This window comes from Stenomitos rutilans, assembly GCF_059505485.1.
In genome coordinates this window covers 1-17,217 of record NZ_JCACKR010000156.1, presented here as the reverse complement: position 1 = coordinate 17,217, position 17,217 = coordinate 1, and the positions used below count along the sequence as shown (strand labels likewise).

Here is a 17,217-nt window from a genome sequence, read left to right as displayed (position 1 = left end):
AAAAGTAGCGGTCTCCCTACTTTACTCGACCCACCATTCTTTGACGCACTACCCACAATAGCTAATAACTTCGCCGGGGGAGCGATGACGCGAGTACGTAGGTCAGGAATCGTGAACAGAGTGGAATCAGTACGGTTATTCTACCTTTGGGTTAAGTTGTCAATGCCACTAAAGGAGTCAACCGAGCAGCCAATATCATCGAACAAATCGTCTCTACAAGAAGTCCAGTGATCTGTTGAAGCAAAGGCAGTCATCTTGCTGATTCAAATCTCTCGCTGTCAGCTTTGTAGGTAGCGTGAACTGACAGAGTATGAAATTCATGCATTCTTCACGGTTCTGGCTATGCAGCAATTTCTCTAACTACGCTTAAGAAAGCTTGCAATACCGACGATTGGTTATTCCTTTGCCACATGATCGCCAGCGCAACTTCGGGTGAAGCAGGTTGTAACTCACGATAGACTATGCCCGATCGCTGAAACTGTTTGGCAGAAGCCGATAGAATGGCTACCCCCAATCCTGCTGCGACTAACCCCAACAGTACCTGCATCTCATTTACTTCTTGCACAACACGAGGGCTAAATCCGGCTCGACGGCAGAGGGCAATTACCTGGTCGTACCAACCACAGCCGCTACTACGCTGTCCTAAAATGAAGGCTTCGTTCACCAGCGATCGCACCTTCACTTTCGACTGAGCTTGCAAGGGAGGCACGACAAACCCTACTTGAATCTGGTTTTGGCGAAGTGCTTCTATTTGCTGTTCGGTTGTCATGCCTAGCACCACTAATTCGACATCCGGAAAGCGTTCTCGATATATTTTTAGCGACGCAGGAATGATGTCATACGCCGACGAGCCTTCAAAGGCGATCGCCAGCCGACCGACTTCCCCGCGACTGGCGCGTTGGGTAATCTCAATACTTTGCTCAACTTGCTCTAAGATACGGCGAGCTTCTTCAACAAACACGTTGCCGACTTCGGTCAGTTCGACTCGACGACTATTGCGATTAAACAGTTGTATGCCTAATTCCTGCTCAAGCTGTCGAATTTGGCGAGTGAGCGGAGGTTGAGCCATGTTGAGCCGCCGTGCTGCTTGGCTAAAGTTCAGTTCTTCTGCAACGGCAAGAAAATAGTGTAGCTGTCGAAGCTCCATGATTAAGTCTAGATTATCAATACCTTAAACGTATTGCTATCCCTTGATATTGGTATGAAACGTTGACGGATCTATACCTTTAGAGTAGTGCCGCAATTAAGTAGAATTCATAAAAATGATCATGAAGCATAAACACAGATGCTTCTCGCTAAAGACAGATTGCTGCTTCAACTTTCGATGGAAGTTGAGAGTCAATTACGTTTTGGTTAACTATTCTGAAAGGAGTGTCTCATGGCTGTTGTAAATAGCTCACCTGCGTTTTATGAAGAGTTGACTCCTGAGAATGCTGCCATGCTGTTGATTGATCACCAGGCTGGGCTTTTTCTGGGTGTGCAAAGTATGAATCAGCAGATCTTAAAGAACAACGCGATCGCCCTGGCAAAAACTGCAAAAGTATTCAATCTCCCTACTGTATTGTTCACTAGTTCGGCGAAAGGTCCCAACGGTCCAACCATCCCGGAAATTGTTGAGCTTTTTCCCGATCATGAGATTCACGATCGTTCTCCCATCAATCTCTGGAATGACCCCAAGTGTCGTGCTGCCGTTGAGCGAACGGAACGTAAGAAGCTAATTATGGCAGCCATCACTACCGATGTCTGTTTGGTTTTTCCTGCACTTTCAGCCCTGAAAGCCGGATATGACGTATATGCCGTCATTGATGCTTCGGGAACCTGGAGTTCGGCAGCAGATTTTGCTGCAATGTTGCGGCTGACTCAAGCTGGAGCCATTGTCACCAACTGGATTGCGATCGCGGCTGAGCTGAAGCATGACGAAGACCGGGAATCAACGCCAGCCATGAACCAAACGTTTGGAGAACATATGAATCTCTACAGCTTTTTGGGCGACATTGCGGCTGCCAAAGCTTAAATTGGGCTGTTGCGCTGAACGTGATTCTTAACAGGAAACTGCATGGCTATTGTGCTAATTGTATATACGACTTCGCTCGGTAATACTCAACAGATGGCGGAAGCGATCGCCAGTGGCGCTCAGTCCGTTGATGGAACTCATGTTGAGCTTAAAGAGGCGCAGGATGCCACAAAAGATGATGTGCGATCGTGCGACGGGTTAATCATCGGTTCACCCATGCGTCACCGTACCGCCGATTCTCGCATTAAAAAGTTTATTGAAGATGTTTGTGAGCAGCTTTGGCTAACTGATGAAATGGTCGGCAAAGTTGGAGGCGTATTTACAGTAGGCGGTGGTTATGGGGACTGCGGGGCGGGCTGCGAACTGGCGCAACTGGGGCTACTGGGGGCAATGGCAGCCGGTGGCATGATTCTGGTGACTCTGCCAAAAACCACGCCAGGGTTTCAGGTGGCAGGAATGCATTGGGGCGTACATGGACGCTCAGGTGGAGCGGCTATGGAGCCAATCGGCATCACCGACGAGATGAAGTTAGCCGGATACCATCACGGGGCAAACATTGCCAGGGTGACGGCAGAATTTCGGGGTAAAGATTTACTGGCTCGCGGTAACGTTGCGCCTTCTGAAGCACTCTTACAGCAGTTTACTCAAGCATCCAGTTGATCAACTCGCTTTAGGGTCAGTTGACGGAGTAAGTCTTGGCAAGGATGTCGAATGTAACCGATTAGTTTGAGTCACTAGCAGCAAAAGGAGTTGACTATGGAGATTAAAGGGTCTGTTGCGTTAGTTTCAGGAGCGAACAAGGGGATTGGCAAGGAGTTCGTCAAAGCATTGCATGACATGGAAGCCGATCGCATCTATGCCTGTGCGCGTGACGAAAGTAAACTGTCTGAGGTGGTTGCCCTCGATCCCCAGCGAATCATTCCACTTGCGTTAGATATCACCTCTGAACCATCGATTCAGGCGGCGGTAGAGCGATGTCAAGATGTGACTTTGCTGATTAACAATGCTGGAGTTGGCTATGATGCTGGACTGATTGCGGCTCCCGATCTTTCCCATGCTCGTAAAGAAATGGAAACAAACTACTTTGGCACTTTGATCATGTGCCGTGCGATTGCGCCTCTGCTGAAGCAGAACGGGGGTGGCGCAATTGTTAATACATTATCCTCCTTAGCCTTGAGCAATCTTCCCTTTCGAGGCAGCTACAGTGCATCGAAAGCCGCAGCTTTATCAATGACTCAGGGCATTCGAGCCGAGCTTGCGGCTCAAGGCACGCTGGTAGTTGCTATGTTACCCGGAACCGTGGATACCGACTTTAGCAAGAATTCTGACAATCCGAAGACGGCTCCTGACACGGTGGCAAATGCGGCTCTACAAGCGGTGATTGATGGTGTTGAGGAGGTGTATCCAGGGGATGAAGCTCAGTGGGCGATCGATCTGTTGAACCGCGATCGCAAAGCTTTGGAAAAACAAATGGCTCAGCAGTTACCGAGGTCGTAAGGAATTCATCATGATCAAACTGTTTTATGCTCCCGGCACTTGCGCGATCGCGCCTCACATTGTTTTGGAGTGGGTTGGTGAACCCTATGAGTTGCAGAAGGTGAAGCCAAGCGACCCAGAGTATCTCCAAATGAATCCGTTGGGACAAGTTCCTGCCATGATTGATGGCGACAGCGGTGTGATGAATCAGGCAGATGCGCTGCTGAAATACCTGGCTCACAAATATTCAGACGCTAAACTCGGCGATAACGGGACGTTACAAGATGCTTACGAACTCGATCGCTGGTTAGCTTTTCTCACGGGCGATGTGCATCCCGCTTTTTTTCCATTCTTTGTGCCGCAGCGTTACACAACCGATGACAGCGAAACCAGTCGCCAATCCGTTAAAGAAACATCTTATCGGCTGATTGATCGCGTGTATCAGCATTTAGACAAACACCTGGAGGGCAAAACGCATCTAGTCGGTAATCGCCGCACGATCGCTGATCCCTATGCGTTCGCCATGACGCGCTGGGGTAACAACCTACCGAAACCGCTGTCCGCTTATCCCAACCTGTATCGCTTCTACCAGCAGCTACGCGAAGATGCAGGGGTACAGCGGGCAATGGAACAGCAGGGCATCCACTAGCAATTAATATGAGGTAAACCAATGAATGCTGAATGGGTACGCAATTACTTCAAAACGGTGGATACGCTGGATGCCGATGCGATCGCCGCTCACTTTACCGACGATGGTAAGTTCCGGTTTAGCAATCAACCTCCGGCGGAAGGTAAGCAAGCGGTTCGAGATGCCCTGGCTCAATTCTTTGAAACCATTCAAGCCATGCATCACGAAGGTGCGGGACTATGGCTGGGTGACGATGGTAACTCTGCTGTATGGGAAGCCGATGTCACCTACACTCGCAAAGATGGAACTCAGGTGACATTGCCCTGCGCCAGTATTTTGCGTTCACACAACGATCAAATTTACGACTTTCGCATGAACATGGACATTTCGCCTGTTTATGAAAGTTGATGTGATTACCGCATTATCTAAGATTTCGATTTGAATTTGTTAGCAACTAGTGATCGCAGTGAGAGGAGTAGCAAAACGATGAAAACAGAAAATTTGAAGATCAATCAACTTTCTCCTCAAGCTTACGAGTGGTACCTTGGTTATCTAGAGGCGATCGACAACAAAAATATTCAACAATATGGAGCTTACTTAGCTGATGACTGTGTGATGTATCAGAACAATAATGAGCCGATTGCAGGCAAAGCGATTATCCTTGAGGGCTTATTTCACTATTGGCAAACCTTTAAAGGTCTGACACACGATTTGTTAAATCTCTATGGAACGGATTCATCTTTTGTGTTGGAAGCTCTAAACCATTACCAGCGTCATGATGGTGAAGCCGTGACCGTTCGCGCTGTCGCGATTACTGAACGCGACGAATCAGGGCTAGTTATTTCGTTTAGATTCTATACCGATACCACTCCTGTCTTTGCGTAATCAATCGTGAATCCTCATGAGTCAAATCTAACTGAGCGATCGCTTCTCTCACCACACTGCCGAAGTCAATTGAAATTCCATCATTAACATTGAGGAGAACTAACCATGTTATTGGGAACTAAAATCTACAAAGATAGCGATCGCCTCACAGTTGATAATGCTGTGCTGGTGATGATTGATCATCAGACTGGACTTTTGTCTGCCTGCACAATCATCCCCTGGATCAAGAATTAATGCAGACCGTCGGTGAGCATATTCCGGCGCTTGGCATGGTGACGAACAATTGGATGTATGGAAAGGGACTTTATCCACAAGTCCAATACAGATAACCCAATTCATCTCCGATTCAGGAGCAAAAGATTATGGCAGACCAGCATCGCCTATCCATCGATTCGACGGCTGAAAATGCGCTTTCGCAGATTCTGCCCCACCAACCACTCCACTCTAGCCATGAGCAAGGATGGCAGGGTGTCAAAGTTGAACATCACTATCAGCCCGCTCATGAAACTCCTGAACACACTCATGAACAACACGTTCTCGTTGTAGTGACGCGGTGTAATCCACTGAAAGTAGAGCGCAGGTTAAACGGCAATTTTTATAGCTCCTCTCTAATGAGTGGTGAGGCATTTCTGCTTCCGGCGCAAGCTCACCATCAGGTTTGGATACATGGAGAGGCTGACTATGCGTTTCTGGCTGTGGAACCGGAACTGATCAACCGTACCGCTGACGCGATGGAGGTCGATCGAGTTGAACTTGTCCCGCAACATCAAATTCATGATCCCTTAATTCACGGAATTGGGTTGGCACTGCTATCGGAGCTTACGTCAGATCAAGTGGGCGATCGCCTCTATGTTGAGGCAGCCATCAATTTGTTGACCATGCACCTGCTGCAACGGTATTCAACTCGAAAACCAACCATTCAGAAGAAGCAGGAAGGACTTGCCACCACAAAATTGCAGCAAGTAGTTGAGTACATCAATACCCATTTAACAGAAAGTTTGTCGCTGCCAGAGATGGCGCAGGCGATTGGACTGAGCCAGTATCACTTTTTGCGGCAGTTTAAGCAATCGACTGGATTGACACCCTGGCAGTTTGTGGCTCAATGCCGCCTCAAACTGGCAAAACAATTGCTGACAGAGCGAAAACTATCAATTGGAGAGATTAGCGATCGCCTCGGTTTTGCCAATCAGCAACAATTGACCAAATTTTTTCGTAAATACACAGGGATAACGCCTAGAGATTACCAAAAATTGCTTTGAACTTGGCGAGTGGATAGATAATCTCCAAACCTCCACAATTCTGTCTTTAGGTAGTTTTTTCCTTCTTATTCTAAAACTAGCAAGATTAGTGAAATTTTCAGCAATTTTTGATAAGCGGTACATCGGTAATCTCTGTTAAGTTTCCGTATGTGTAGGTTTCCTTTATGCTATCTGTCCGCATTCACTCACTAAAATAACAACACTCAGGAGAATTAGTATGACTTACGAAATGTTAGATGGTAGTAATGCCTGCGCCTTACTGGTTGATCATCAAGCAGGTTTGATGTTGTTTACGGGTGATATTGATCCGGTTCATCTCCGCAACAACTCGATCGCGCTGGCTAAAGTCCTGAAGCTGCACAACATTCCAGTGGTGCTAACAGCGGCCGCAATGGGGCCAACCGGTCCACTGGGACCGATCATTCCTGAGATTCTGGAACTCTTTCCTGACGTACAGCCCATCTATCGTACCAAAATTAACTCCTGGCATGATGAGCGCATTCGCAGTGCGATCGAAGCCACAGGTCGCAAGAAAGTGATTGCGGCTGGCATTACAGCAGACTTTTGTATTGGGATTCCTGCCAAAACGATGGCAGATGCGGGCTATGACGTTCGTCTGGTGATGGATGCATCAGGCAACTATTCAGACATGGTGTTGCACGCTTCAATTGCTAACTTAACGCAAGCTGGAGTCAAGGTTTCAAACTGGCTCAGCGTTGCCTGTGAACTGCAACAGGATTGGGCGATCGAACAGACCGCAAAAGGCTTGCTCGAAATCTACCAGCAGCACCTACCGCAGTGGGGCATGTTGGAAACGACCCAAAACACTTGGCAATCAATGCAAAATCAGCCCGTTGGCACAACTAAATAATTTGATCCCATCAACGCTAAACGTAGCGCTGGTGACTTGTCTGCTAATCGGATGCCAGCGCTACGGTTTGGCTAGAGCGCGTGTGAGTAGCATTGTTAGGAATCGATTGCAGTGAGGAAGCTCATCATGTCCAGGGAACGACTTGCTAAAGGGTTGCTAGTTGTAGCGGCTCTTTCAACCCTAATTATTCCGATCGTCACGGATGCCGTTTTTCTAGCAAATGCCCATATGAACAATCCTGCATGGTTGCCTCACGCCAAACTTCATTGCGCGATGTCTTTCTTTGCAGCGGCTTCTCTGGGGCTTGCTGCCTTAGCCATTTTGAAAGTTCGTCCCACGAGCGATCGCTTCTCGATGGGGCTTGCTGCCTTTCTCGGCTCCGCATTCTGGATTGGTTTGATCGCTTCTGGACTGCTGCCCGGAACCTCCTATGGCTTTCTCAATGATCCTGTTCTCGGCAATGTTTCTCCATCTCAGTTTGGCGGCATTCCGCTTTATCCAAATGTGATTTCAGGTTTGATTACGATTGCGAGCGCGTCAGCGGGTTACTGACTTACGATTCAAACAGAGTCAGGTAGCAAACAGCTTTAACAGCCTTAAAACATTACTTCTGCAATTAATATTTCAAGGTAAAGCCATACTAGAAGTGATTGAATGTTTCGTGAAATACATCCTAACAGACGCAGTGAATTGAAAGACATGAATACGCAACAAACAATTTCAACCAATATTGAGCCAGTCTCAGAGATGGCAATGCAAACCGCAATCAAAGGTATTAAGCTCATTCAGCAGGGTGCCCACACAGGAGATTGGCAACCATTTCTTGATTTACTGAAAGACGATCTAACATTTTATGCTCCCGTTCCTGGCTTTGCTGAGCGAGGGTTACTTCGGGGTAAAGATGAAGCAGTAAAGCTATTCACCCATCATACAGAAGTGACTCGAACTGACTGGTTTATTCAACAAGTGTACGCGAACGGGAATGAAATTTGTTTTGAAGCGCGAATTGAAGGTGAGATTGCAGATTACGAATACTCTAATCAGGTTGTCATGGTGTTTGTGATCGAAGACGAAAAAATCGCTCACTTCCGAGAATATGCGGCTTACATGAGTCCAGAAGGCAGAGGTTGGACGAAAAGAGATACTGCAAGAAATGCGTTTGGCTATCGGATCTGACGTTCAGGTAATGCTCGTAAGTTAAATCACACAATGGAGGCAAACCCATGACTTTAGTTAACAAAGTGGCGATCGTCACAGGTTCATCGCGTGGGATTGGGCGAGCGATCGCCGAACGCTTAGGACGTGATGGAGCCTCTGTTGTCGTCAACTATGCAGGTAATGCCGATAAAGCACAAGAAGTAGTGCAAGCAATTGAGTCCAGCGGTGGCAAGGCGATCGCGGTACAGGCTGATATCAGCGATCTTGGTCAAGTGCGACAACTGTTTGATGCGGCTGAAGCTCACTTTGGCAACTTGCATATTCTAATTAACAATGCTGGTACGTTCTTGATGAAACCTGTGATCGATACCACTTTAGCGGAACTCGATAAAGTAATAACACTCAATGTGCGGGGTGTCTTTTTAGCATTACAAGAGGCAGCACGGCGAATTGGAGATGGCGGACGTATCGTCAATCTATCTAGTAATACCACGATACGAAGTGATCCAAACACATCTATCTATGCCGCCAGTAAAGCCGCAGTAGAGCAGTTGACACGGGTGTTGGCAAAAGAGCTAGGAGCGAGAAAATCACTGTTAATGCGGTTGCTCCAGGTGCAACAGAAACCGATATGGTTCCAGACATGGCAAGAGAGATGGCACCCCAAATAACCCCGCTCGGACGGTTGGGACAGCCGACAGACATTGCAGATGTTGTTGCCTTTGTGGTTAGCGAAGAAGCACGTTGGATTACAGGTCAAATCATTGGTGTCAATGGTGGAATGAGTTGAAGCAATCCCAATACATTCACTTTGTAGAATTGAACGTGCGTATGCCTACAAAGATCATTAGAAATTGACGCAGTTTTGCAAACTCACTCAAGTTTGAAGTAGATAAGGAATCTGTAATGCCCCTGGAACAACCCACGACCGACCCGACCGATCTTTATTATCGCGATCGCATTCTCGCAATAGCTCCCTTTGATCGAGTTGAATTCGCTAAAACTTTTGAACACCGACGTGTACATGTTCAAGGAGTCAACTTACACTATGTGATTGGGGGGCAAGGACCAGTGATTGTTTTCGGTCATGGTTGGCCCGCTTCATGGTATGAATGGCGAAAAGTGATGCCGCAGCTTGCTGATCGCTTTACCTGCGTTGCCTTCGACATGCCAGGACTTGGAGATAGCTCACCACCCTCTGCGTTTGACACTGGAACGATTTCGACCATCATCAAAACATTCATTACTGAGCATTTAGAACAAGATCAAGTCCTTGTTGTGGGACACGATGTCAGCGGCCCGCCACTGGCTCACATGGCAGCCTACAACCCTGAGTTGGTTGAAAAACTGTTCTTTACGGAAACTTCAATCGATGGGCCAGAAATGGGTGAGATTCTTTTGCAGCATATCAACGAGATCTGGCACTTCCCGATGAATGCTGCACGGTTATCTCCTTCGTTCGCGTCGGGACGTGAGGAGCAGTTCATTCCTCAATTCTTTACACAGTGGGTCTATAACGTTGGTGCGATACAGCCTGAAGATATTGCTGAGTACGTCCGCACTGCCAAGATACCAGGAGTGATTGAGTGTGGAGCATCCTATTACAATAGGCCTCCGGCTTACACACCTGATGGCAACGTTTTGCCAGAAAAGTCTCTCACGATGCCGCTCAAATATATTGGCGCAGATCTGGGCTTTGGCGGGTATCTAGGTGGTGATGCCAAACGAGCCTTCAAAACGCTTGAACGGTATGCTATTGATGCCAGTTACGAAGTCGTCAATAAGTGTAGTCATTGGGTGTCAGAGGATCGTCCTGTATATATTGCCGAAAAGATTGCTAATTTCTTTAGTGCGATCGCTCGCCCGTAGGTTGGGTTGACGAAGGAAACCCAATGTAATCTACCGCCGGTGACACGGTAAGTTTGTTTTGCAGGTGGTGTAGCCTGTGTCCCTCTGCTTCGGTTAAACGTGCATTCTTCAATGAGCAGTTCTACTACTGAACCACAAGGTCTATGCAAACGACCAATCGATCAAGCAAAGCGCTTAAAGTTCTTGTTCTGGGAGCAACGGGTAATCAAGGAGGAGCAGTCGCTCACTGCTTACTCAAAAATGGATTTGGTGTTCGAGCAGTCGCGCGTGATCCAGCAAAGGAAGCAGCCCGATCGCTAGCGGATGAGGGAGCTGAGATCATTCAAGCCGATCTGAACGATCGCAGTTCGTTGGAAGCGGCAATGCGTGAGGTTTATGGTGTCTACGTTGTTTTACCCTTCTTTCAAGAACATCAGGAGCGGGAAGTTAAGATGGGGCAAACGGTCATTGATGCCGCACGAGCAATGGATGTCCAGCATCTGATCTACAGCGCTGGGTCTCGCTCCAATGAACGCACAGGCGTTCCTCATTTAGACTCGAAAGGAGAAATTGAGCGATATTTACGCTCCTCTAACGTTCCCTATACCATCTTGCGTCCAGTTGCTTTTAACTATAGCCTGGCAGCTTACCGCGAAAGTATCTTGCAAGGACAACTGATAGATCCTCGTGATGGCAATAGTGTGGTTTACCAATTGGCTGAGGATGACCACGCCAGCTTTGCAACAATGGCGTTGCTTGATCCGCAGAATTGGCTTTGGCAAGGGTTCAATACGGCAAGCGATGCGTTGACTATTCGTGAAATGGCGACAGTATTTGGACGTGTCGTTGGGCGAACCGTTGAGCATGTGCAAATTAGTTGGGAAGAAGAACGTCAGGTTGCGGGTGATGAAGTAGTGCGTCTAACGCAATGGGTTGATCAGGACGGCCCTCGAATTAATATGCAAGCACGCCATCAAAAATATCCGTGGTTAACTTCGCTGGAGCATTACCTGCGAACACATGGTTGGAAAAATCTTGCTGTTAAAAGCTGAAGCATCAGAATAATTGCATCAAGGTTTTCTCTAGCCTCTCCCACGCACTCCCCTACGTGCATATCCGTATCGCTGCTTAACTTTGATCAAACTTGCATTCCTGAGTATTTAGTTCATAGTTAAGGCTAAATTATTAATACCTTAAAGGTATTGGCAAACTTCAATATTGGTATACACATGATGGACTATCTATACTTTTAAGGTAGTACTTTATGGAGTAAATCACTAAAAATGTTTTGAAGTAACGCCAAAAATGCTTTTAGCAAAAGGCATGAGTAAAAGATGGTAAAACTCTGGATTCTACTGGGTGCACTCACCTACTTCAGCACAGATGTAATTTCACTGACAAAGTCAGCGATCGCTCAGACTGCTCCCGTGAGCGAAGCAGACGTTCCGTCTGCAATGGATCAAGTCACATCGGTCTCCCAGCTTACCGATGTGCAACCGAGCGACTGGGCATTTCAGGCGTTGCGATCGCTAGTGGAGCGGTATGGTTGTGTTGTAGGGTACGCCAATCAACAATTTCAAGGCGATCGATCGCTGTCTCGCTACGAGTTTGCGGCAGGCGTAACTGCTTGCTTGAATAGAGTGACTGAGCTAGTTACCTCTGGTGTAACCAACTCAGTGCCAAAAGAAGATTTGCTGACCCTACAACGATTGCAAGAAGAGTTTGCCACCGAATTAGCAACGACACGGGGACGGGTTGATACGTTAGAAATTCGGACAACCACTCTAGAAGCAAATCAGTTTTCGACAACAACAAAGCTTACCGGACAAGTAATCGTTGCCGTGAATGCAGGTGGCTTTGAAGGCGACCCTTGCGGTACCTGCGGAGCAGCGCGTATTCTCTCCCCTACAGGGGCAGTCGTTGCTGAGGAAGACCCAAATCCCACTTCTCTCTACCGCGTTTCCTTGTTCTTCAACACCAGCTTTACAGGCACTGATCAACTACAAGTCCGACTAACCGCTGGAAGCGAAGGTTCTAATGATAACGCGGCTGGTTTTTTAGAACCAAACTTTGGCAGTGTGTTAGATTTTGCGGTTCCTGGTAGACCTCAGTTTAGTTTGGGGCGCTTGTTCTACACGTTTATTCCGATTAAAGATGTCAGCGTCACGATCGGTCCTCAAATTGTTGCTACAGATTACGTTGATAAAAATAGTTATGCCAACGTTAGCTTCCTTGACTTTTCAACTCAAGCGTTAATTAATAACTTTCCTCTATTTCCTCGTTCAGTGGGAGCGGGTGCTGTTGTTCAGTGGCAGCCAGAACAAAGTCCGTTCAAACTTCGAGCAGTGTATGTTGCCGGAAATGCTGCCAGTTTTAATGACAACGATCAGCGATATGTGGAAGGTCCACAAGCTCCTGCCATCTTGTTTCCAAATCGAGGGGGCAGTGGTGGTTTGTTCGGCGATCCTTACCAGGGTACCGTTGAAATAGAATACTCACCTTCTAGAACTTTTGCCTTACGACTCCAGTACTCTGGTGGTGTATTTCTCAATACTCCTTTCGATGTGTTTGGTGCCAATTTTGAGCTAGCGCTATCACCACAAATCGGCATCTTTGGCCGTTACGGTCACGGCACCTATTTAAATAGCACCGCTGGCGATTTGAATCCGAGCTACTGGATGGCAGGCATTGCCTTCAGGGATCTGTTCAAACGAGGTGCTTTAGCAGGAATTGCGATCGGGCAACCTCTGATTGAGAGCAATGTTGGCAATGCAACACAAGCAAATCTTGAAGCATTCTATAACTTTCCCATTAGTAACAACATTCAAGTTACACCCCTGATCCAGGTGATTACAAAAGCGGGTAATCAAAGCAGTAACGGCACGATCGTGACGGGCACTGTCAGAACCGTTTTTTCCTTCTAGTTGCAGAACATGGAATGGTTTTCGCTCATATAAGCCCTAGATGAAACTGTGGAGATGACACAATGAATTCCGTTAATACCCAAATTGAACAGCACACGGTAAAAGTAGGAGCGTTAACCTTCGCCTATTTACAGGCAGGAGCAGGCGATCCCCTCGTATTGCTGCACGGCTTTCCCCAACACTCGCACATGTGGCGCAGCATCATGCCAACGCTGGCGGAACGATTTACTATCATTGCTCCAGATCAGCGCGGCATGGGCGGTTCCTCCATTCCTGCAGGTGGCTACGACAAACGCACGATGGCAACCGACATGTATCAACTGGTGCATGAGGTGTTGGGCTACGATCGCATCCACCTGGTTGGCTATGACCAGGGCGCCGGCACTGCCTATGCCTACGCTGCGGCCTATCCTGAAGCGGTGCAACGTCTGGTGCTGGCTGAGTTTGTCTTTCCCGGTTTTGGCTATGAGGAATACATTGCACCGAAGCGCGGTTGGGATGAGGGCTGGCAACTAGTTGCCTTCACGGTGCCTGACCTTTGTGAACGGTTCATGGCGGGACGAGAACGAGATTTGCTGTCGTGGTATTTCCAGATTCACTGTGACAAGCCCAATGCAGTTAGCACAGACGATTTTGAGATTTATGTGCGGGCACTACAACGTCCTGGTGTCCTCCGGGCTGGCTTCAACTATTTTGCTGCCGTGTGGGACGACTCAGACCACAATCGAGAACTGGCATCGAAGGGAAAATTGACTTTGCCAGTTCTGCAAATCGGCGGTGAGAAAGCAGTGGGAGCGTTTGGCTTACCGTCGGTACAGCAGCTCGCCAGCAATGTGCGGGGACAGGTGATTGAAAAGGCGGGGCACTGGCTAACAGATGAACAACCGGCTGCCTTTGCCACTGCCTTGCTTGACTTTTTGACTGAAGAGTAGGAATGGCACGATGACCACATATTGTTCATTTACACTTCATCAAAGAGGAATACAAAAAGAATAGCTGAGGTGATGGTTTTACAAAGAGATTGAAACTTCTAAAGGAGAGCATCTTTGTATGGCAGTAGACAATGCGTTACTGTTTGAGCGACTCAATCCAAAGAATGCGGCGATGCTCCTGATTGACCATCAGGTTGGCACAATGAACTTTGGTATCTCTGACTTAGATGCGCTTCACCTGAAAAACAGAACCCTCTGGTTAGCAAAAGCGGCTAAAGTATTTGAACTTCCGGTCATCTTAACGACCAGCAATCCAAACGGTGCAAATGGTCCACTATTTCCTGAACTGATTGAGACATTACCCGGGATTCCCGTGATCGATCGTGTCATTATTAACGCTTGGAATGATTCAAAATTTGTCAATGCGGTCAAAGAAACCGGACGTAAAAAGCTAATCATGGCAGGTGTCACTGCCGATGTCTGTCTCACGTTTCCAGCGATCGATGCCGTCAGGGATGGTTACGACGTGTATGCCGTGATGGATGCTTCTGGAACGGTGAATCAATATGCGCTCTACGCCTCCATGTTTCGCATGAGCCAGGTAGGTGTGAAGATTGCCAATACCAACATGGTGATTGCAGAGACGCTGGCAGATTGGTCAAGTCAATACGGTACTGCACTTGCCGGACTGTATGCAAATCGCTTGCCTAACTTTGGCTTTATCGCCGCCCAGTTGGAACATCAGGCTGCGCTGCCTTAGAGAACGATCAAATCAAAATAATTCACTCAACAACAGAATTCTTATGACGACAACCTCTTTGCCTGCTGACCTCGCTGCTTTCCAGCATAGCTATGAAGAGCTATTCGGTGAAATGCCACCCTTGCCAGGCGCGAAATTTGACTTCATTGCTGACATTGATCCGGAGGCATTACGGCTGGCTGAACAGCAACGTGCTCATGCCTTTTACTCGGATGTGTTTGACACTAAAACCACTCAACTCATTCTTTATGGGATGTTGCTTCATGCGGGTGTGCCTGCCGCTAAATTTCACGCACTGGCAGCTCGACGGGCAGGAGCAACGTGAGAAGAATTGCAGAAAGTTGGAGAACTAGCAGCGGCAGCGGCAGCATCAGGTCCAATAAACAACAGCGGCTCTATTCTCAAAGAACTACGGGCGAATGAAGCAAAGTAGAGTGAAATACTCCATCAATGAACAGCGCGAGGAAGCCTGAACAGTACAAAACAGGACAACAGTATGGAACATTTAAGTCCACCGTCAGTTGAACCGCCGTTGCCGTTTACAGACGCAGCAGCCCAGGGAAACGTTGTGAACATCACGCTAACCGTAAACCAACAGTCTTACGCGATCGCGATTGAACCCCGCGTTACGTTGCTCAATGCGCTACGGGAAGTGATCGGGTTAACGGGAACAAAAAAAGGGTGTGCCCATGCCCAGTGTGGTGCTTACACAGTGCTGGTTAACAATCGCCGCATCTTTTCTTGTATGACACTGGCAATTATGCATCGAGAAGATACTATCACCACGATCGAAGGCATCGCTCAGGGGGAGGAACTGCACCCCATTCAGGCAGCATTTATTGCTCATGATGCGTTTCAGTGTGGCTACTGTACACCCGGTCAAATTGTCTCAGCCGTTGGTTTACTGGCAGAAGGGCACGTTGATTCTGATGAAGAAATTCGAGAATTCATGAGCGGCAATGTGTGTCGATGTGGGGCATATCCCAACATCGTTGCAGCCATTCGTACCGTTGCGGAGATGTAATCTATGCACCCACTAGGATACGTTCAAGCCAGGGAAATAGATACTGCAATTCATGCCGCTATACAAGAGGCAACGTCGGCTTTTATTGCAGGCGGAACGGGCATTGTTGACTTGATGCAGGATAGCGCTCAGTTGCCGCGGCGGCTGGTAGACATTAATCCCTTACCGATCAATACCATTACCGTGAAGACGGATAGTGTGCGAATTGGGGCAATGGTGCGGAACAGTGAGGTGATTGCCAATGCGATGATTCGCGATCGCTATCCTGCCCTGTTTGATGCTCTGTCCTACAGCGCCACGCCGCAGATTCGCAATATGGCAACGGTGGGCGGAAATTTGCTGCAACGCACCCGCTGCTCCTATTTCCGTGATGTCACCTTTTCTTGTAATGAGCGCAATCCTGGTTCTGGATGTCCTGCGCTGGAGGGATACAACCGCTCCCATGCGATTTTGGGCACCAGTGAATCTTGCATTGCCGCCCATGCATCGGATATGGCGGTAGCGTTAACTGCGCTAGATGCAGTCATTCACACACGAGGATTGCATGGAGAACGGCAGATCCCCATCACCGAGTTTTACCTGGAACCGGGAGAGACTCCAGAACGGGAAACTGTTTTAGAACATGGAGAAATCATTGTTGCCGTAGAGTTGCCCAACTCCCCGTTAGCAGCACAATCCCACTATTTCAAGTCACCGACAGATAACTTCTCTCTCGCTGCGGTGGCGGCTGCGCTAGCTGTTCACGATGGCGTGATCCAGGCAGCACGAATTGCCTTTGGCGGGGTGGCAACTAAGCCCTGGCGATCGATCTCAGCAGAAACGGTTTTGATCAATGCGCCGCTCAACGAAGCCACCTTCAACAACGCTGCTATCGCCGCCCTAGAAACTGCCGTACCGCGAACCTTCAATGGGTTCAAGGTGGAATTGCTCAAACGGATGCTGATTTATGCCTTATTAACAGTAGGAGGAATAGCGTGAGTGCTGCGACGAACCCTTTGCTTACACCAGCCGATGTTAACGCTAAAAGTGCAAGCATCGTCGGTAAACCGCTAGACCGAGTCGATGGACGCTTAAAAGTCACCGGAGCCGCCCACTATTCTGCGGATATTCCTGTGTCCGATTTAGCCTATGGTGTGATTTTTGATAGCGCGATCGCCAAAGGGCGCATCCTCACCATTGATACCTCATTGGCAGAAGCCTCTCCCGGTGTGCTGGGCGTGATCACACACCTGAATGCGCCCAAACTGAATCCAGTCAATATGTTTCCCCGTGGTCCGTTTGGCGAATCTTTGGTGCCCTTACAGCAAGATACCATTTACTACGCTGGTCAGCATTTGGGAATTGTCATTGCCGAAACCTTTGAGCAGGCAACTTATGCGGCTTCCTTAGGATCGTGAACTTAATAAGACCGGAGAAAGGAGGGAAAGAAGTTAGACTG

The 17,217-nt window shown here is 48.1% G+C and carries 21 protein-coding genes and 1 pseudogene; 21 read left to right on the top strand and 1 reads right to left on the bottom strand.

Annotated features, from left to right (window positions below; genetic code table 11):
• Positions 1-340 precede the first annotated feature (340 nt).
• Entirely contained in the window at positions 341-1,147 is an 807-nt protein-coding gene (locus tag AC5JLP_RS31320) for a LysR family transcriptional regulator (protein ID WP_496071780.1), read from the bottom strand.
• A gap of 231 nt (positions 1,148-1,378) precedes the next feature.
• Between AC5JLP_RS31320 and AC5JLP_RS31315 the strand changes: the two genes are divergently transcribed.
• From AC5JLP_RS31315 to AC5JLP_RS31215, 21 genes and pseudogenes are all read left to right on the top strand, one after another.
• Positions 1,379-2,014, top strand: coding sequence for an isochorismatase family protein (locus AC5JLP_RS31315; protein ID WP_496071779.1), 636 nt, complete (start codon positions 1,379-1,381; stop codon positions 2,012-2,014).
• A gap of 42 nt (positions 2,015-2,056) precedes the next feature.
• The gene (locus AC5JLP_RS31310; protein WP_496071778.1) at positions 2,057-2,674 is read left to right on the top strand and encodes a flavodoxin domain-containing protein; all 618 of its coding nucleotides are present in this window, start codon (positions 2,057-2,059) and stop codon (positions 2,672-2,674) included.
• A gap of 96 nt (positions 2,675-2,770) precedes the next feature.
• Positions 2,771-3,511, top strand: a complete 741-nt coding sequence (locus AC5JLP_RS31305; RefSeq protein WP_496071777.1) for an SDR family oxidoreductase — start codon at positions 2,771-2,773, stop codon at positions 3,509-3,511.
• Between the two features lie 10 nt (positions 3,512-3,521).
• Positions 3,522-4,139 carry a glutathione S-transferase family protein gene (locus AC5JLP_RS31300; RefSeq protein ID WP_496071776.1) on the top strand — a complete coding sequence of 206 codons (618 nt, stop codon included), beginning with the start codon at positions 3,522-3,524 and terminating at the stop codon, positions 4,137-4,139.
• A gap of 21 nt (positions 4,140-4,160) precedes the next feature.
• Positions 4,161-4,526, top strand: a complete 366-nt coding sequence (locus AC5JLP_RS31295; protein ID WP_496071775.1) for a nuclear transport factor 2 family protein — start codon at positions 4,161-4,163, stop codon at positions 4,524-4,526.
• A gap of 78 nt (positions 4,527-4,604) precedes the next feature.
• Positions 4,605-5,003 (top strand): nuclear transport factor 2 family protein, encoded by a 399-nt coding sequence (locus AC5JLP_RS31290; protein ID WP_496071774.1) that lies wholly within the window; start codon positions 4,605-4,607, stop codon positions 5,001-5,003.
• Between the two features lie 105 nt (positions 5,004-5,108).
• The gene (locus AC5JLP_RS31285; RefSeq protein WP_496071773.1) at positions 5,109-5,237 is read left to right on the top strand and encodes a hypothetical protein; all 129 of its coding nucleotides are present in this window, start codon (positions 5,109-5,111) and stop codon (positions 5,235-5,237) included.
• 128 nt (positions 5,238-5,365) lie between these two features.
• The gene (locus tag AC5JLP_RS31280; RefSeq protein WP_496071772.1) at positions 5,366-6,262 is read left to right on the top strand and encodes a helix-turn-helix domain-containing protein; all 897 of its coding nucleotides are present in this window, start codon (positions 5,366-5,368) and stop codon (positions 6,260-6,262) included.
• Between the two features lie 217 nt (positions 6,263-6,479).
• Positions 6,480-7,133, top strand: coding sequence for an isochorismatase family protein (locus AC5JLP_RS31275; RefSeq protein ID WP_496071771.1), 654 nt, complete (start codon positions 6,480-6,482; stop codon positions 7,131-7,133).
• A 126-nt stretch (positions 7,134-7,259) separates the two neighbouring features.
• Positions 7,260-7,685, top strand: a complete 426-nt coding sequence (locus AC5JLP_RS31270) for a hypothetical protein (RefSeq protein ID WP_496071770.1) — start codon at positions 7,260-7,262, stop codon at positions 7,683-7,685.
• 147 nt (positions 7,686-7,832) lie between these two features.
• Positions 7,833-8,309 carry a nuclear transport factor 2 family protein gene (locus tag AC5JLP_RS31265; protein WP_496071769.1) on the top strand — a complete coding sequence of 159 codons (477 nt, stop codon included), beginning with the start codon at positions 7,833-7,835 and terminating at the stop codon, positions 8,307-8,309.
• 47 nt (positions 8,310-8,356) lie between these two features.
• Positions 8,357-9,081: pseudogene (locus tag AC5JLP_RS31260) on the top strand (SDR family oxidoreductase).
• Between the two features lie 116 nt (positions 9,082-9,197).
• Positions 9,198-10,160 (top strand): alpha/beta fold hydrolase, encoded by a 963-nt coding sequence (locus AC5JLP_RS31255; protein ID WP_496071768.1) that lies wholly within the window; start codon positions 9,198-9,200, stop codon positions 10,158-10,160.
• Between the two features lie 143 nt (positions 10,161-10,303).
• Complete coding sequence (locus AC5JLP_RS31250) at positions 10,304-11,191, top strand: NmrA/HSCARG family protein (protein WP_496071767.1); 888 nt, start codon at positions 10,304-10,306, stop codon at positions 11,189-11,191.
• Positions 11,192-11,473: 282 nt separating this feature from the next.
• Entirely contained in the window at positions 11,474-13,063 is a 1,590-nt protein-coding gene (locus AC5JLP_RS31245) for an iron uptake porin (RefSeq protein WP_496071766.1), read from the top strand.
• A gap of 62 nt (positions 13,064-13,125) precedes the next feature.
• Positions 13,126-13,995, top strand: a complete 870-nt coding sequence (locus AC5JLP_RS31240; protein ID WP_496071765.1) for an alpha/beta fold hydrolase — start codon at positions 13,126-13,128, stop codon at positions 13,993-13,995.
• A gap of 118 nt (positions 13,996-14,113) precedes the next feature.
• Positions 14,114-14,755 carry an isochorismatase family protein gene (locus AC5JLP_RS31235; RefSeq protein WP_496071764.1) on the top strand — a complete coding sequence of 214 codons (642 nt, stop codon included), beginning with the start codon at positions 14,114-14,116 and terminating at the stop codon, positions 14,753-14,755.
• 43 nt (positions 14,756-14,798) lie between these two features.
• Positions 14,799-15,080 (top strand): carboxymuconolactone decarboxylase family protein, encoded by a 282-nt coding sequence (locus AC5JLP_RS31230; RefSeq protein ID WP_496071763.1) that lies wholly within the window; start codon positions 14,799-14,801, stop codon positions 15,078-15,080.
• Between the two features lie 171 nt (positions 15,081-15,251).
• Positions 15,252-15,779, top strand: a complete 528-nt coding sequence (locus AC5JLP_RS31225) for a (2Fe-2S)-binding protein (RefSeq protein ID WP_496071762.1) — start codon at positions 15,252-15,254, stop codon at positions 15,777-15,779.
• A gap of 3 nt (positions 15,780-15,782) precedes the next feature.
• Positions 15,783-16,757: an FAD binding domain-containing protein gene (locus AC5JLP_RS31220; RefSeq protein WP_496071761.1), complete on the top strand. Its 975-nt coding sequence runs from the start codon at positions 15,783-15,785 to the stop codon at positions 16,755-16,757.
• Positions 16,754-17,176: a hypothetical protein gene (locus AC5JLP_RS31215; protein ID WP_496071760.1), complete on the top strand. Its 423-nt coding sequence runs from the start codon at positions 16,754-16,756 to the stop codon at positions 17,174-17,176. Before AC5JLP_RS31220 ends, AC5JLP_RS31215 begins: the two co-directional genes overlap by 4 nt.
• The last annotated feature ends 41 nt before the right edge of the window (positions 17,177-17,217 follow it).

Coding starts and splice junctions, on each gene's coding strand:
- AC5JLP_RS31295 (WP_496071775.1), top strand. CDS start 4,161: ATGAATGCTGAATGGGTACGCAATTACTTCAAAACGGTGGATACGCTG.
- AC5JLP_RS31310 (WP_496071778.1), top strand. CDS start 2,057: ATGGCTATTGTGCTAATTGTATATACGACTTCGCTCGGTAATACTCAA.
- AC5JLP_RS31235 (WP_496071764.1), top strand. CDS start 14,114: ATGGCAGTAGACAATGCGTTACTGTTTGAGCGACTCAATCCAAAGAAT.
- AC5JLP_RS31300 (WP_496071776.1), top strand. CDS start 3,522: ATGATCAAACTGTTTTATGCTCCCGGCACTTGCGCGATCGCGCCTCAC.
- AC5JLP_RS31220 (WP_496071761.1), top strand. CDS start 15,783: ATGCACCCACTAGGATACGTTCAAGCCAGGGAAATAGATACTGCAATT.
- AC5JLP_RS31240 (WP_496071765.1), top strand. CDS start 13,126: ATGAATTCCGTTAATACCCAAATTGAACAGCACACGGTAAAAGTAGGA.
- AC5JLP_RS31305 (WP_496071777.1), top strand. CDS start 2,771: ATGGAGATTAAAGGGTCTGTTGCGTTAGTTTCAGGAGCGAACAAGGGG.
- AC5JLP_RS31275 (WP_496071771.1), top strand. CDS start 6,480: ATGACTTACGAAATGTTAGATGGTAGTAATGCCTGCGCCTTACTGGTT.
- AC5JLP_RS31290 (WP_496071774.1), top strand. CDS start 4,605: ATGAAAACAGAAAATTTGAAGATCAATCAACTTTCTCCTCAAGCTTAC.
- AC5JLP_RS31285 (WP_496071773.1), top strand. CDS start 5,109: ATGTTATTGGGAACTAAAATCTACAAAGATAGCGATCGCCTCACAGTT.
- AC5JLP_RS31315 (WP_496071779.1), top strand. CDS start 1,379: ATGGCTGTTGTAAATAGCTCACCTGCGTTTTATGAAGAGTTGACTCCT.
- AC5JLP_RS31320 (WP_496071780.1), bottom strand. CDS start 1,147: ATGGAGCTTCGACAGCTACACTATTTTCTTGCCGTTGCAGAAGAACTG.
- AC5JLP_RS31225 (WP_496071762.1), top strand. CDS start 15,252: ATGGAACATTTAAGTCCACCGTCAGTTGAACCGCCGTTGCCGTTTACA.
- AC5JLP_RS31250 (WP_496071767.1), top strand. CDS start 10,304: ATGCAAACGACCAATCGATCAAGCAAAGCGCTTAAAGTTCTTGTTCTG.
- AC5JLP_RS31245 (WP_496071766.1), top strand. CDS start 11,474: ATGGTAAAACTCTGGATTCTACTGGGTGCACTCACCTACTTCAGCACA.
- AC5JLP_RS31265 (WP_496071769.1), top strand. CDS start 7,833: ATGAATACGCAACAAACAATTTCAACCAATATTGAGCCAGTCTCAGAG.
- AC5JLP_RS31280 (WP_496071772.1), top strand. CDS start 5,366: ATGGCAGACCAGCATCGCCTATCCATCGATTCGACGGCTGAAAATGCG.
- AC5JLP_RS31255 (WP_496071768.1), top strand. CDS start 9,198: ATGCCCCTGGAACAACCCACGACCGACCCGACCGATCTTTATTATCGC.
- AC5JLP_RS31270 (WP_496071770.1), top strand. CDS start 7,260: ATGTCCAGGGAACGACTTGCTAAAGGGTTGCTAGTTGTAGCGGCTCTT.
- AC5JLP_RS31230 (WP_496071763.1), top strand. CDS start 14,799: ATGACGACAACCTCTTTGCCTGCTGACCTCGCTGCTTTCCAGCATAGC.